This window comes from Sulfitobacter pacificus (assembly GCF_030159975.1).
GTDB classification, from domain to species: Bacteria; Pseudomonadota; Alphaproteobacteria; order Rhodobacterales; family Rhodobacteraceae; genus Sulfitobacter; species Sulfitobacter pacificus.
The window spans coordinates 1,369,838-1,383,316 of sequence record NZ_BSNL01000001.1 but is presented as its reverse complement, the minus strand read 5'-3'; the positions used below and the strand labels follow the sequence as shown (position 1 = coordinate 1,383,316).

Below are 13,479 nucleotides of genomic sequence, written 5' to 3'. Positions count from 1 at the left end.
ATATTGCCCCTTGTCGCTGTTTGACCAGCCCCGCGCGGGCGAAGTTTCACCCCCTATACCTTTGGTAAAGGGGGCGATTTAGCGTGGTATTGGTCGGATCAGTCAGACTACTTCTGACTGGCCCTCTGGCGAGGCAAGATACCGCCCCAGCGCAATCATCATCGCGCCGGAAGAAATCAATTCAACGGCAAAGAACAGACCCAGAGTGATGGCCAATGTACCCGGCATTCCCAGCATGATCATCAAGCCAAGGGCAAGTGACAACAGCCCACTGATCAGCACCGCCCAAAAGGCCTGACGGTTATCGAAGGTCCGGGCCATAAAAAGCTTCCCCAGCCCCGCCACAAACAACATGGTCGCGGTCAGAATGGTCAGGGACACAATACCGGCCAGCGGATTGGCAAGCAGCGACACACCAAGAGCGATAAAGGCAATTGCGATCACGATGGCCCAGGTGCGGGCCTTCCAGCCTTCCTCGCGAAAGGAGAAGATCAGCTGTAAAATGCCGATGGCGAGGAAAGATGCGCCGGCCAGTGTTTCTGCAGCAAGCGTGGCCGCAACCGGGTTAAGAAGAGCAAAGAAGCCTGCAACAAGTGAGAGGCCACCGAGAATGTACCAATAAGTTGGTTTGGTCATGAGTATGTCCCTTTATAGAGTTTCAGTTTCGTCCGTGCGTTTCTCTGACCGGCGCACCGGTCAGAGACAGCCCGTTTAGGCCGCTTCAAGCATGGCGCGCAGTTTCTCTTCATCTGCGCGCGAGAGCGATGTCGTGTGGACAGTTCCCTTCCCCGCGTATTTCTCCAGACCTTCCATCACCCTGTCTTGAGTTATATCACGAACAAGGACAAAAACGGCAGCGTGATTTTCTTTCAGGTCACCACCAACATTTTTCATGAACTGATCGTCGACGCCGATATCGGTCAGGGCTCCGCTCATTGCACCGGTGCCAGCCCCGATAACCGCACCCAACAAGGGGTTCAGGAACAGCAGACCAATCAGCGTACCCCACCAGCCACCATTCAAGGCCCCGATGGCCGTCAGGTTCATCGCCTGATGCAGTTTTGGTTTGCCTTCTGCATTGCGGGTGACAACGACGGCGTCGTCAATACCCAGAAGGTGATCCTGTTCCATTCGCACAAGATCTGTACGCATTTCGAAGGCTGTGGTGTGGTCCTGAAAGATTACTGCGATCAGCTTTGACATGATGTGTTCCTTTGTGTGTGTTGGCGTGTTGCCGTTGTTGATGGACATGTCTTAGCGGGCATAAGATCGCGGGAATACTTAGAGGATTGTTTATGGGGTATAGAATTTGTTATACCTTAACCATGTTGTTGGTTCAGATCCGAACATTCGTTGAGGTTTATCGGCAGGGATCCCTGTCAGCCGCAGCGTTGCAATTGGGGCTGACGCAGCCTGCTGTGTCACAACATATTGCCAGCCTGGAAAACCATCTTGGGCGTAAGTTATTTACACGACATGCGCGCGGGGTGGCCCCCACGGCCATCGCAGATGATTTGGCACGCCAAACGGGCGATCCGCTGGACAGTATCGAAGAGGCGTTGTCGCAAACCCGCGCCACTGCGGCCCGGATGGCGGGCACCATCCACCTGACCGGCCCTTCCGACATCCTGTCTGACCTTGTGTCACCGCATCTTGGGGTTCTGACCCGAGAAAACCTGAGCGTCGACATGCATCCTGCCATTGGCGATGAGATTGCCACCCGTTTGCTGGAGGGCACTGCGGATTTCGGGTTCGCCGTTATCAAACCGGATGATGCGCGGCTGGAGGCCTGTCTGGCCGGGCGAGAGGAAATCCTGTTGGCGGTGCCGCCCGAAATGGCCGGTTTTATTCAGGCTGCGGATACCCTTGGTGCAGCATTGGAAGAACAACCCTTTGTCAGCTACTCGGCGCAGCGCGATCTGATGCGGTTCTGGATGCAGCATCACGGGATTGATGTTGGGCGATCCGAGGAAAAGGTCACCGCACCTGACCTGCGCGCCCTGCGGCGGCTGGTGTCCGCGGGGCTGGGCTGGTCGATCCTGCCACGCTATCTGATTGCCGATCACCTCGCCGACGGATCACTGGTATCGATCCCCGGCGCAAACGGCCCGCTCTTTATCGACTATTACCTGTTGCGCACCAGGGCCTCGCGCCGGACACCCCGTCTTGTTGCAGCATGCAAGCTGCTTCTGGAGAGTTTCGACACCCAGGAGCATCGCAAGGCAGGGACGCGGCTCTGAGGGGTCCTAAAGCAATGGCGCAAACAGGCGGGCGATGGGCGCGCCGAAGCGGACATGGTACGGTTGCTCTGGCAGTGATTTCTCAAGTAATGCAGAGACCTCAAAATCCGCTTCCAGCATTTTCGCAGTTGCCTGTGCCGCCTCTTTGTCAAAGATGACTGCGGTTGCCTCAAAATTCAGCCGGCAGGAGCGATTATCAAGGTTGATGGTGCCGATAGAGCTGATCCGTTCATCTACCAGAATAACCTTTTGGTGCAGGAAACCATCATCAAACAGCCAGATCTCGACACCCGCTTCGCGTAGTTCATCGAAGTAGGCAAAGGCAGCCAACCACGTTATCAGATGGTCACCCTTCTTGGGCAGCATCAGCCGCACCTCCACCCCCCGTAAAACAGCCAGTTTCAATGCGGCCAGAATGTCGTTTTCTGTGGCAAGGTAAGGCGTTGCGATCCAAATGCGTTCTTTGGCGGCATGGATCATGGCACAGAAATACAAGGCACCGGTATCGAGTTCATCAGCTGGCCCGGTTGCAATGATGACCCCGTTCATATCGGCCTCATCAGCTTGCGTCATCCAGGTCAGGCTTTCGGTGATGTCTTCCTCTGACGCGCCATACCAGTCTTCTGCGAAAATCAGCTGAAGCTGGCTGACCATGGGGCCGCGCAAAGCGCAATGGGTGTCCCGCCATTTGCCGAATTGCGGATCACGACCGGCATATTCATCACCAACGTTATAGCCGCCGGTGAATCCGATATGTCCATCCACAACAACCGTTTTGCGGTGATTGCGAAAGTTGATCTGGAACCGCGATTTCGGTCCAAACAAGCGGTTGATATCAAGAACCTCGATGCCCGCGTCCTTAAGCCCGGATAAATAATCACCGGTCAGCCCCTTGCTGCCCACCGCATCATACAGCAATCGCACGGTTACGCCGCGTTTGGCGGCCCGGATCATCGTCTTTTGCAGATCGCGACCAAGGTCATCATCATTGATGATATAAAACTGCACCAGAACATAGTCAGCCGCCTCGTCTATTGCATTGAACATCGCCTCAAAAGCGTCTTGCCAATCGATAAGCAGCGACATCTTGTTTCCCCGCACGATGGGCAGGTTGGCGATACCTTCAAAACCGGATTGAAGGTCTTCCGGTGCGAGATTATGGGCACCAAAGGTTGCTTTTTGACGTGCAACACCTGCAATCACCGCCTGTGCCTTGCGCCGTGCGACGACATATCCCTGATAGCGCCAATTCCCCAGAAACAAATAGACCGGCACAGCAATGAACGGCAGGAAGAACAGGAAGGTCGCCCATGCAACCGCCCCTTGCGGGGTCCTTGCGGTCTGGATCGAGCGGAGGATGAAAACGATGGCCAGAACCTGAAGTGCAATCGCCGCAAACGCAATAATTGTATAGGTCATAGGGTCACCGCTTTCCTTGTGTCGTATTTCTACTTCGAGATCAGAGGCAAAGGCGCAGCACCTGCGCCGCCCCCTAACAGGGTCTGGATGTGCCGGCCTCTAACGGCTGTTAAAAATCAACATCTATCACAACGGGCAGATGGTCAGAGGCAAAACGTGTCAAATCCGATCTGTGAACAAAGCTGGCCATTTTTCCGGTGAAGTTGGCAAGAACAAATCGATCCAATGCGGCAAAAGGCCGGGAGGCATGGAACGATGGGCCGGGCTTTACTGCCTGCACCCGGTTGCCGAATAGGGTTTCGATCTGGGCATTTGCGATTGCCGAATTGAAATCCCCGGCGATCAGCACCGGGTAATCGGTTTCGCCAACATGCTCTGCAAGCCGACGCAGCTGTTTTTTGCGGGTGTTAGGGGTTAGGCCAAGATGCACACCAATCACTTCGAATTTCGGTGTTTCAAAGATGGCGGAGACCGCGCCACGTGGCTCTAGGGTGGGTAGGCTGACCTTTCGGTTCTGCACCAGATTAAAGCGCGATTTGCGGAACAGGATCGCGTTGCCGTGCCAGCCGTGACTGGGCGCTTCGGGGTCGAAGTCAGCAAATTCATATCCAAGTTCGTCCAAAAGCACCCCGGTTGGCAATACTCCGGGACGGGGGCCAAGGCGTTTGTCCGCCTCCTGAAGCACCACGATATCAGCGTTCATTTCCGCAAGGACACGCAGGATGCGCGTACTGTCCCGACGCCAGTCCAGCCCCACCGCCTTGCGGATATTATAGCTTGCCACCCGCAAGGAAGAAGTTGCCGGAGGCGTATTCGCAGGGCAGATCGTCATAAAAGCCATTCAATCGGTAGCAGTCCCATTACAGCGAATGAGATCTGCTGAAACCACGAGGCTCCCGGTTCCTGCTGATAAGAAATTATCTTTCCATCCCCCTGTTTATCAAGCCAGACCATATTGCCGTTTGGCGTAATCTGTGGCTGATAGCTGGCGGTTGTGATGGTGTCCTCAAAATATCCGTTCATTCGTGCGGCCATGTCAGTGCTTTCGATGAGAAAACCCATTTCTGTATTCAACAAAGCCGATCTTGGATCAAAGTTAAAGGATCCGATGAACACCCTGTTGTCATCAATCGCAAAGGTCTTGGCATGCAGGGATGCGCCTGACAGGCCAAATGGCAAAACCTGAAACCCGTCGCTTTGGGATGGGGTTCCCCGCAGCTTCAGTTCAAAAAGATCAATCCCGCCTTCCAGCAATTCACGCCGATAGCGGCTGTAGCCTGCATGCACCAGAAACACATCTGTGGTATCGAGAGCATTGGTAAGGATCTGCACATCAATACCGCGTGCGGCCAGTGCGTTGAAATAAGAGGTGCCCGCCTGCCCCGGTACAAAATAGGCAGAGGCCAGAAACAGCCGCCGTTCCACATCCCCCAAAATCGAAGAGAGCTGGTGAATCATAAGATCTTCCGCCACGGCAATGCCCTGCCCTTTCAAAGGGCTGTCCGCCACCACCTGCACCCGTGTCCATTCAAAATCCCCGAACCCACCCTGGGTGACGGAACCGGTTTCGCGGGCAAGGGTGACAATTTCCTGTGCATCTGCACGCCCCAGCGTCTGCGCAACACGTTGGTTAAACCCCTGTCGATCTATGGGGGCCGTAAAGATCAGCTCGGCCTCAAAAACCGATTGGCTGTTCCAATAATCATCAAAGATCTGTCGGGTTTCTTCCACGGCGGCACCGACTGCCAGAACGTCCAGATCAAAATAGAAATCCTCGACATCGACCTTGAAATATTCATCACCGATATTGCGGCCACCAATGATCGCCGCTGCGCCATCCGCAATCAGCGCCTTATTGTGCATGCGCCGGTTGATACGGAAAAAATCGAAACTGTAGCCCAGAAGTTTGGGGTTCCTGATGGTGGAAGGGTTGTAGATACGGACGTCAAAGTTGTCCTGGCTGTCCAATGTCGCAAGCATCCCATCCATGCCGGGGATGCCATTGTCATCAAGCAAGAGCCGTACATGCACCCCCCGTTGTGCTGCCCGGTCCAGCGCGTCCAGCAGGATCATGCCAGAGACATCATCATGCCAGATATAATATTGGACATCGAGAGAGGCTTCGGCGTCTTCGATCAAGCTCAACCTGCTGATCAATGCATCATCATTGCGCGCAAGCGAGCGTACCCCGGTAGATCCCGCCTGATGCTGGCGTTGCTCTGAAATCATGAACTGACCCAAGGTCGTGGTATCATCGGCTGGTGTGCCGAAGGATGCCACCCGGTTAGAAATATCCGGCAGCGGGTACAACAGCCGCAGGCAGAAAAGAACAGCAGCGATGCCAATCCCGGCAATAACAATTCTACGAAGTGCTTTTCTCATATTCATCTGCCCATGCTGCCCCAAGCCTATCCACATGTATCATATGTTTTGCGAGGAACGCGGTTTTGCTTCCTGCCCATTTGCATCCGCAGCGCAGGCCCGGTTATGTTCCTATATTATAGCAAGAATATCGGAGAAACGTAGTGTTGCCTTTCGGAATAACCTTCGCCCGGCTGATTCAGGGCATCGCACGTTCATGGGACAACCCGTATTTTCGTGCGACGTTGATGCTTGCGTTTCTCATTCTGCTGTCTGGTACGCTGTTTTACCGTTCGGTGGAGGGCTGGGGCTGGATCGACGCGATCTACTTCTGTGTCATGACGGCAGCGACCATCGGCTTTGGTGACCTCGTGCCGACAACGCCTGCATCGAAGGTGTTCACAGTCTTTTATGCGATCACCAGCGTGGGGGTATTCGTGGCATTGGTGACTCAAATCACCACTGCGCTGATCCGCCTTCCAACCGGTAAAGAACCGAGAGATGTCGATATCTCGGGAGATTAGAGTGGATTTTACATAGGCGGCGGACAATCAGAGAATTGAGCGACGTCTGCCGTGTCAGGTCAGACGGCTTTTCAAAAGATCGCCGGACTTTGCCAGAATTGGATAGCCAACCATCGAAAAGGAGGTGTTGATCTGTTTCAGCGCCCGCAGTGTTTCCTGATGGATATTGCTGGTTTCGATGCTTTCTACCAGACCCTCACGCAGCCGTTCCAGATGATGGCGTTGCAGTTTTTGCTCCACGCGCCGCACCTTTTCCTTCGCCGCAACCAGTTCCCGGGCCTCGGCCGGGTTCTGGTTCATCATCACGTTAAGCGCCAGTTGCACATTGCCCAACACACGATCGGCAAAATCACCAATCTCTTCGCGGCCCTTGGGCGAAAAGCTGACACCCTGCGCATGCATGCGTTGGGTCAGTTCCAGCATAACCCGGCTGATCGCATCAGAAGCGGCATCAAGGCTGGTCGAAATCGACGCAAGATCCATCGAGCGGCGGCTTAATTCCTCGTTCAGCCCCTGCTGGGCAATTTTTGCAAGATAAAGTTTCACCTCAAGGTGCATCTTCTTGATGATCCGGTCCTGCTCCTCAATCGCTTGTGCCTCAAGGCTGTTCCAATTGTCATATAACGGCTCTACCGCAATCAGCATCTTTTCGATGCGTTGCCCCATATCCAGCAATTCGCGTGCCGCGCAATCAAGACCCCGGCTGGGGCGCGACAGGGCGGCAGGATCAAGAGCGCTGGCGGCCTCAAGGTTCAGCCCAACAGGTGATTTATCCGTCATCACCGCGGCAATCATTCGGGTGATGCTGCCAACAAACGGCAAAGCCAGAACGGCGATGACGATGTTAAACGCAAGGTGCAGATTGATCGCCTGCCGTGCAGGATCAGCGCCCAGATAGGACAAAAGCGCAGGCTGCACAGCAATCAGAACAGAGGCAATCAAGGCACCGCCACCGCGCAGAACAAGGTTGCCCACAACCATATGACGTGCTGCAGCGGGGGCAGAGAGGGTCAGCACATAGGCAATACAGGCACCGCCCAGATTGGCCCCAAGGATCATCGCCGCAGCGGCGGTGGTCGGCAGGATCCCCTGCCCGACCAATGTGACAAATAACAACACAGCGGCAACGCTGGAATGCACGATCCATGCAAAAGCCGCGCCGATCACAAAGGCGGTCAACAGGTCGCGGCCCAGATATTCCATCACCATCAGGGTACCGGGGTTTTCAACCATCGGACCGGTCGCCGCACGGATCATGTCCAGCGATACAAAGATCAGGGCCAGCCCGATCAAAATCCGCCCGACCTGACGCAGACTGTCATTGCTCGACCGCAGGAACAATGAGACGCCAAGCAACAGCAGCAACGGGATGAAAAACGATTGCCGCACCAACAGCAGTTGCGACACCAGGGCCGATCCGACATCCGCACCCAGCAGAATGGCAAGGGCCGTCGCCGCGCTCAGCCCACCTTTCGCGACGAAGTTCGATGCCAGAACCGCAACGGCGGTGGAGCTTTGCAAAAACACCGCCGCTCCGAGGCCCGAACCTGCGGCCAGCAACCGATTGCTGGCAGAATGGCGCAGCCAGGTCCGCAGCTGGTTAGCAAAACCACGCTCGACACCGGTCCGCACCAGACGCACAGCCCAGATCAGCAAGGCCGCAGCACCCGCGATGTTCAGTAAAAATCCGATCAGATGTGGTTCGTTCAAACTGGGGATACCTTGTGTTTATCCAATGATACTAGAGAGCTGCGCGGCGGGTTTTCAAGGGCGCTGCAAAATGAAATCCGGTTGGACGCCGGAACTGGCAATTGGCCCATGCACGTCCTTCCCACCGAAAAACCCGTAGCCGGCGATCAGCGCGGTTTTGATCCCCGCCGCCTGCCCGCCCAGAATATCCGTATGCAAACTGTCACCCACCATCACCGTGCGGGCGGGATCGAAAGGACCAAGCTGCGCAAAAGCCAGATCAAAAATATTGCCGAAGGGTTTACCAAAGAAGGTGACCGCAACGCCGGTAGCATCCGCAAGACGATGCGCAAAATGGCCCGGTTCGGTCGAAAAGCTGGTTTCGCGCGGCGCGACGATATCGGGGTTGCCGACATAGACGGGCCGTGGATTGCGCCGCAGTGTGCCTTCCAACAGCTGTTGGCGTTCTTCGGTCCAGACCGCACTGCCCAGCAATAAAAACGCTTCTGCCGCATCATAGACCTGTGGATTGTCAGCCAGATAGGTGATGTCGAGATGCTGCAGATCCCCCCGGCCAAGGCTTTCGTTCGCCATCAACCCCCATTGTCGGGCGGGTTCCCGACCAAGGCCATGCAGAATGGTCTTGCGGCTGGTGATCACGTCCTCAGGCGCAAAATCATAGCCAAGGCGCGTATATTTTGCCATCAGATCCGCATGGGGATAGCCGGCGGCATTGGACACAACCATGACCCGCTTGCCTGCCCTTTGCAGCCCTGCAACCCTTTCGGGCACACCGGCTATTGCGGTTTCACCAATGTTCAGAACGCCAAATGCGTCCAGCAGAAACGTGTCGATGTCATCCGCCAGAGCATCAAGATCGGGCAAATGGTGACAGGCCGCTGTCCGCTGCACCTTAGGCAGGCGATGACGCACGTTTTCATAGGCGGCAAATGCGTCGTTAGTGTTCAACTGTCCGGCCTACTCAAATGATCGCGCCGCGCACTTTGGCGGAAACCCATTCAGAGATCACAACAGCCGCCAGAATGACCAAGAGGATCAGCGACACCTGCGGCCATGCCAAGACGTTCAACGAAGACGACAGCTGCAAACCGATGCCACCTGCCCCGACCAGACCAAGAACGGTGCTTTCGCGGATGTTGATGTCCCAGCGGAACACGGCAATGCCGGCAAATGCGGGCAGGATCTGTGGCACAATGCCATAGGCCATGACCTGCCAGCGCGAGGCGCCGGTTGCGGTGATCGCCTCGACCTGGGTTTCGTCAATTTCCTCAATCGCTTCATACAGCAGTTTGGCGCAGAACCCGATGGAGCGGATCGCAATTGCGATCACCCCGGCAAACACCCCCGGCCCGATGATGGCAATCAGCAACAGCGCCCAGATCAGGGAATTGATCGAGCGGGTCGAGACGATGATCAGCAGGGCAATGGGGCGGATGATAAAGCGCGAAGGCGTGGTGTTGCGCGCAGCAAGGAAGGCAACCGGTACCGCAAGGATCAGCGCAAAAATCGTGCCCAATGTCGCAATGTTCAGCGTATCCCAGATCGGTTTGCCCAATTGGGTGATATATTCCCATTTCGGCGGTGTGGCGCGGGTCCAGATATCGCTGGCGATGCGCGGGGCATCCCAAACGAAAAACCACGTGGTGGATTTGGAAATCTGCTGCCAGCAATAGGCGAAGATCGCGATACCAACCAGCCAGAGCGCCCAATGAAACAGGCTTTCACGACCCGTGCGGCGCTGCCAGATCTTTAGACCTTTTGTATCTTGTACCGGCATTATTGCACCCTCGCCCTGACAACACCTGACAGGTATTCCAGCGCCATCACAATCCCGATGATGATCAACAGGATCGCCGCTGCCGTGTCATATTCATAGCGGTCAAAGGCCGTGTTCAACGTCGCCCCGATGCCGCCCGCACCAACCAGCCCCAGGATCGCGCTTTCGCGGAAATTGATGTCCAGACGATAGATGCTCAGGCCGATTAACCGTGGCATCACTTGCGGTTGCACCCCATAGTTGATCCATTGTGTCCACCGCGCACCTGAGGCTTTGATTGCCTCTGCCTGCACGCGGTCCATGCTTTCGATGTCTTCTGCCAGCAGTTTCGACAGGAAACCGATGGTCGCAAAGCTAAGCGTCAGGAAACCGGCCAGGGGGCCAAAGCCAAAGATCGCCACCAGCAGGATCGCCACGATGATTTCCTGCAAGGCGCGGCTGACAGCGATGATCCCGCGACAGATCAGATAGATCGGCAAGGGTGCCACATTACGCGCCGCACCCAGCGCAATCGGAATCGAAATCGCAATACCGACAACCGATGCGGCAACGGTCATCACAATGCTTTCCACCATACCTTCCCAAATATCGCCAGAGCGCGAGGTGAAGTCAGGGCTGGTAAATGCAAGAATGAACTTCTTGCCCCGCTCCAAGCCTTCGTAAACCCGGGACCAGTTCACCTCCACGGTCAGATAGGCGGCAATAAGATAAACGATAAACCCAAGGATCAGCGTCCAGCGCAGCCAGCTGCGCCGTACAAAGGGTGGTTTTTTCCACGGCTGTCCGATTCTGGTCTGCACGTCGAAAGCAGTGTCGCTCATAGCGCCACCTCAATTTCTTCTTCATCCTCATCGACGTCTTCGATGGTCGCTTCCCAGTCTTCTTCGCCGTAGATGCTGGTCAATACCTCCGGAGTCAGCCCCTCTGGCGGGCCATCGAATTTAATTGCCCCCAGTTGCAACCCAACGACCCGCTGCACAAACATCTGTGCCAGCGCCACGTCATGAATGTTGATGATCGCCGCCAGGCCTCGTTCTTTGCAGAGCTCGCAAATCAGGCGCATGATCTGGCGTGAGGTTTTGGGGTCCAGCGAGGCGGTGGGTTCATCCACCAACAACAGCGCCGGGTTCTGGATCAAGGCGCGGCAGATTCCGACACGCTGGCGTTGCCCGCCAGACAGTTCATCCGCCCGTTTGTCCGCCATATGGGCAAGCCCCACACGGTCCAGTAACCGAAACGCCTCATCCACATCGGATTGTGGAAACCGCCGCAGGAAGCTGCGCCAGAAACCAACATAACCCAGCCGCCCCGACAGCACATTTTCCATCACCGTCAGGCGTTCAACCAATGCATATTCCTGAAAAATCATGCCCATGCGGCGCCGCTCTCGGCGCAAACCACCTGTGGACAATCCGGTCAGCTCCACATCCCCCAGATAGACCTTGCCCGATGTCGGCTCCACCAAGCGGTTGATGCAGCGGATCAATGTGGATTTGCCCGCACCGGAGGGGCCAATCAGGGCCAGCACCTGCCCCTCGGGGATTTCCAGATCAACAGCCTGCAACGCCTGATCGCCGGTTTTATAGGTCTTAACAAGTTTCTCAAGCCGCAGCATGAAGCTTCCCCGCCTCTATTATTATCATTGTAAAAGGAATTTGCATGAATCAAGACGGGCCCGCAGACCCGCCCGATCAAGGTTTATTCGCAAGAATAACTGACACCATTTGCGGCGTCGATCTTGCGGATCACTTCCCAAAATTCCTGATAGGTCATTGGCAGGAATTGACCTTCGTTCGATTTCTCGAATTCGGCCTGAAGTGTGGTGCCTTCCCATTCAAAGTTGAAGAAGGCGTTGCGGATCTTGTCCTTCAGCTCTGGCGTCAGATTATGCGCCGTACCGAAGCCCGTGGTCGGGAATGTCTGTGATTTGTAAATCACCTTGACCTGATCCTCGGTGATCACATCGCGGCTGAGCATCCGTGCCTTGACAGAGTTTGCAATCGAAGCGGCCATATAGTCCTTGTTGGCGACACCCAGGATCGAGTTGTCATGTTTGCCCGAATAGACCGGTTCAAAGTCGCGATCAGGCAGCAGATCAAAATCGCCTTTCAAAATCGCCGAGGGCGCTTTGAAGCCGGAATTGGACGTGGGCGAGGTAAACGCCAGCTGCTTGCCCTTGATATCCTCGACCTTTTCAATGCCGGAACCCGGATATGTGATGATTTCCATCTCATAGCCAAAATTGCCGTCCTTGGAGGCCATGATGGTAAACGGATTGAAGCCTGCGCAGTTCACCGCCAATGGGTTTGATCCGGTGTTGAAACCCGCGATATGCAAGCGGCCGGAACGCATGGCCTCAATCTGTGCCGCATTGTTCTGCACCGGGAAGAACACGACGGATTTACCGGTTTCCTTTTCCAGATGGGTCAAAAAGTCCGACCATGCGGTTTTATAGACAGCCGGGTCTTCAACAGGGGTATAGGCAAAGACAAGTGTATCGGGATCGACCAGCTCGGCGGGGTCGGTTGGTGTATCCGCGATCAGATCACCATTGATGTCGCAGTAACGCTCGTCCAGATCGCCGCGCGCGCATTCTTGCGCCGCTGCCGGGCCTGCCAAAGACATGGTAAACGCCAGTGCGGCACCGGATAAAAGTGAGTTCATTAGTTTCATTTAGAATCCTCCCAGATATGGAAAGCTAGCCGGAACCCAAGGTTTTACAAAGCAAATTATGCCAGTAAGGGTGATATCGTACCCTACGTAACGATAATGCCGTGTGTGTCCCAATGGTCAAATCGCTCTGTCGGGTGCAGGTCCGGTAAGGGGTCATTCAAATACCCGCCCGCAAAAAGGCGGAAAGGCACCATTGCATTGCGGGCAGTGTGAAAATCAATCGCACTGTCCCCGACATAGAGTGCATTGTTCGCCGCGCACCCGAGCATTTCAAGGCATCTATGTAACATCTGTGGCTGCGGTTTTTTCGCCCGGTCCGGTTTGGCCCCAACAATCGCATCGAAATATTGTGAAAGGTCCAATTGGTCGCAAACCAACTGCGCCGGCGTGGTCAATTTATTGGTGCAAATGCCCAGTTTAAGCCCCTTGGCGCGAAACTGCTCCAACGCGGTGACAACCCCGTCATAGGGGCGGGTCAGGGTTGTGATGTTGTCGTTATAGACCGCAAGAAGGACGGCAAGCGTGTCACGTTCAAGCGCTGGCGTCGTGCCACCAGTCGCCTCAAGCGCGTGTGTTACCAGAGTTTCCACCCCATTGCCGATGAATGAAATAACCTTTGCCAGATCAAGCGGCCCACGCCCGATCTTTGCCAATGCCGCGTTTGTGGCAAACTGGATGTCCGGTGCGCTATGGATAAGGGTCCCGTCAAGGTCGAAAACAATTGCTTCTAGGCGCGCCATTTTCTGGCCTCCGATTATGTCATGATTGGATCTGG

Annotated in this window: 14 protein-coding genes; 2 read left to right on the top strand and 12 right to left on the bottom strand. The window is 55.4% G+C overall.

Annotated elements, in window-relative coordinates; all coding sequences use genetic code 11:
• Positions 1–102: 102 nt before the first annotated feature.
• Positions 103–636, bottom strand: coding sequence for an HdeD family acid-resistance protein (locus tag QQL78_RS07000; RefSeq protein WP_284371930.1), 534 nt, complete (start codon positions 634–636; stop codon positions 103–105).
• Positions 637–711: 75 nt separating this feature from the next.
• A complete protein-coding gene (locus QQL78_RS06995) occupies positions 712–1,203 on the bottom strand; it encodes a DUF1269 domain-containing protein (RefSeq protein ID WP_284371928.1) in 492 nt (163 codons plus the stop codon).
• 92 nt (positions 1,204–1,295) lie between these two features.
• Here QQL78_RS06995 and QQL78_RS06990 point away from each other — a divergent pair, with 92 nt between their 5' ends.
• The gene (locus QQL78_RS06990; RefSeq protein WP_284371927.1) at positions 1,296–2,240 is read left to right on the top strand and encodes a LysR family transcriptional regulator; all 945 of its coding nucleotides are present in this window, start codon (positions 1,296–1,298) and stop codon (positions 2,238–2,240) included.
• Positions 2,241–2,246: 6 nt separating this feature from the next.
• On the opposite strand, the gene cls is transcribed toward QQL78_RS06990, so the two are convergent.
• The 3 genes from cls to QQL78_RS06975 form a co-directional block, all read right to left on the bottom strand.
• Positions 2,247–3,659, bottom strand: a complete 1,413-nt coding sequence (cls, locus tag QQL78_RS06985; RefSeq protein WP_284371925.1) for a cardiolipin synthase — start codon at positions 3,657–3,659, stop codon at positions 2,247–2,249.
• A 109-nt stretch (positions 3,660–3,768) separates the two neighbouring features.
• The gene (locus tag QQL78_RS06980; protein WP_284371923.1) at positions 3,769–4,500 is read right to left on the bottom strand and encodes an endonuclease/exonuclease/phosphatase family protein; all 732 of its coding nucleotides are present in this window, start codon (positions 4,498–4,500) and stop codon (positions 3,769–3,771) included.
• Positions 4,488–6,041 (bottom strand): phospholipase D family protein, encoded by a 1,554-nt coding sequence (locus QQL78_RS06975; protein ID WP_284371921.1) that lies wholly within the window; start codon positions 6,039–6,041, stop codon positions 4,488–4,490. The genes QQL78_RS06980 and QQL78_RS06975 overlap by 13 nt, the downstream gene beginning before the upstream one ends.
• Before the next feature lie 143 nt (positions 6,042–6,184).
• On the opposite strand from QQL78_RS06975, the gene QQL78_RS06970 reads away from it, so the two are divergent.
• Positions 6,185–6,544 carry a potassium channel family protein gene (locus tag QQL78_RS06970; RefSeq protein WP_284371919.1) on the top strand — a complete coding sequence of 120 codons (360 nt, stop codon included), beginning with the start codon at positions 6,185–6,187 and terminating at the stop codon, positions 6,542–6,544.
• A 54-nt stretch (positions 6,545–6,598) separates the two neighbouring features.
• On the opposite strand, the gene QQL78_RS06965 is transcribed toward QQL78_RS06970, so the two are convergent.
• From QQL78_RS06965 to QQL78_RS06935, 7 genes are all read right to left on the bottom strand, one after another.
• Positions 6,599–8,254: a Na/Pi cotransporter family protein gene (locus tag QQL78_RS06965; protein WP_284371917.1), complete on the bottom strand. Its 1,656-nt coding sequence runs from the start codon at positions 8,252–8,254 to the stop codon at positions 6,599–6,601.
• 54 nt (positions 8,255–8,308) lie between these two features.
• Positions 8,309–9,202, bottom strand: coding sequence for an HAD-IIA family hydrolase (locus tag QQL78_RS06960; protein WP_284371915.1), 894 nt, complete (start codon positions 9,200–9,202; stop codon positions 8,309–8,311).
• Between the two features lie 13 nt (positions 9,203–9,215).
• Entirely contained in the window at positions 9,216–10,031 is an 816-nt protein-coding gene (phnE, locus tag QQL78_RS06955) for a phosphonate ABC transporter, permease protein PhnE (protein WP_284371914.1), read from the bottom strand.
• Positions 10,031–10,852, bottom strand: a complete 822-nt coding sequence (gene phnE / locus QQL78_RS06950) for a phosphonate ABC transporter, permease protein PhnE (protein ID WP_284371912.1) — start codon at positions 10,850–10,852, stop codon at positions 10,031–10,033. Before phnE (QQL78_RS06950) ends, phnE (QQL78_RS06955) begins: the two co-directional genes overlap by 1 nt.
• Complete coding sequence (gene phnC, locus QQL78_RS06945) at positions 10,849–11,646, bottom strand: phosphonate ABC transporter ATP-binding protein (RefSeq protein WP_284371910.1); 798 nt, start codon at positions 11,644–11,646, stop codon at positions 10,849–10,851. The genes phnE (QQL78_RS06950) and phnC overlap by 4 nt, the downstream gene beginning before the upstream one ends.
• 83 nt (positions 11,647–11,729) lie before the next feature.
• Complete coding sequence (gene phnD / locus QQL78_RS06940) at positions 11,730–12,704, bottom strand: phosphate/phosphite/phosphonate ABC transporter substrate-binding protein (protein ID WP_284371908.1); 975 nt, start codon at positions 12,702–12,704, stop codon at positions 11,730–11,732.
• An 83-nt stretch (positions 12,705–12,787) separates the two neighbouring features.
• Positions 12,788–13,444, bottom strand: coding sequence for an HAD-IA family hydrolase (locus QQL78_RS06935; protein ID WP_284371906.1), 657 nt, complete (start codon positions 13,442–13,444; stop codon positions 12,788–12,790).
• Positions 13,445–13,479 lie beyond the last annotated feature (35 nt).

Bases quoted from the DNA above. Each gene is read 5' to 3' on its own strand.
- QQL78_RS07000 (WP_284371930.1), bottom strand. From the start codon at position 636: ATGACCAAACCAACTTATTGGTACATTCTCGGTGGCCTCTCACTTGTT.
- QQL78_RS06995 (WP_284371928.1), bottom strand. From the start codon at position 1,203: ATGTCAAAGCTGATCGCAGTAATCTTTCAGGACCACACCACAGCCTTC.
- QQL78_RS06990 (WP_284371927.1), top strand. From the start codon at position 1,296: ATGGGGTATAGAATTTGTTATACCTTAACCATGTTGTTGGTTCAGATC.
- cls (WP_284371925.1), bottom strand. From the start codon at position 3,659: ATGACCTATACAATTATTGCGTTTGCGGCGATTGCACTTCAGGTTCTG.
- QQL78_RS06980 (WP_284371923.1), bottom strand. From the start codon at position 4,500: ATGGCTTTTATGACGATCTGCCCTGCGAATACGCCTCCGGCAACTTCT.
- QQL78_RS06975 (WP_284371921.1), bottom strand. From the start codon at position 6,041: ATGAGAAAAGCACTTCGTAGAATTGTTATTGCCGGGATTGGCATCGCT.
- phnE (WP_284371914.1), bottom strand. From the start codon at position 10,031: ATGCCGGTACAAGATACAAAAGGTCTAAAGATCTGGCAGCGCCGCACG.
- phnE (WP_284371912.1), bottom strand. From the start codon at position 10,852: ATGAGCGACACTGCTTTCGACGTGCAGACCAGAATCGGACAGCCGTGG.
- phnC (WP_284371910.1), bottom strand. From the start codon at position 11,646: ATGCTGCGGCTTGAGAAACTTGTTAAGACCTATAAAACCGGCGATCAG.
- phnD (WP_284371908.1), bottom strand. From the start codon at position 12,704: ATGAAACTAATGAACTCACTTTTATCCGGTGCCGCACTGGCGTTTACC.
- QQL78_RS06935 (WP_284371906.1), bottom strand. From the start codon at position 13,444: ATGGCGCGCCTAGAAGCAATTGTTTTCGACCTTGACGGGACCCTTATC.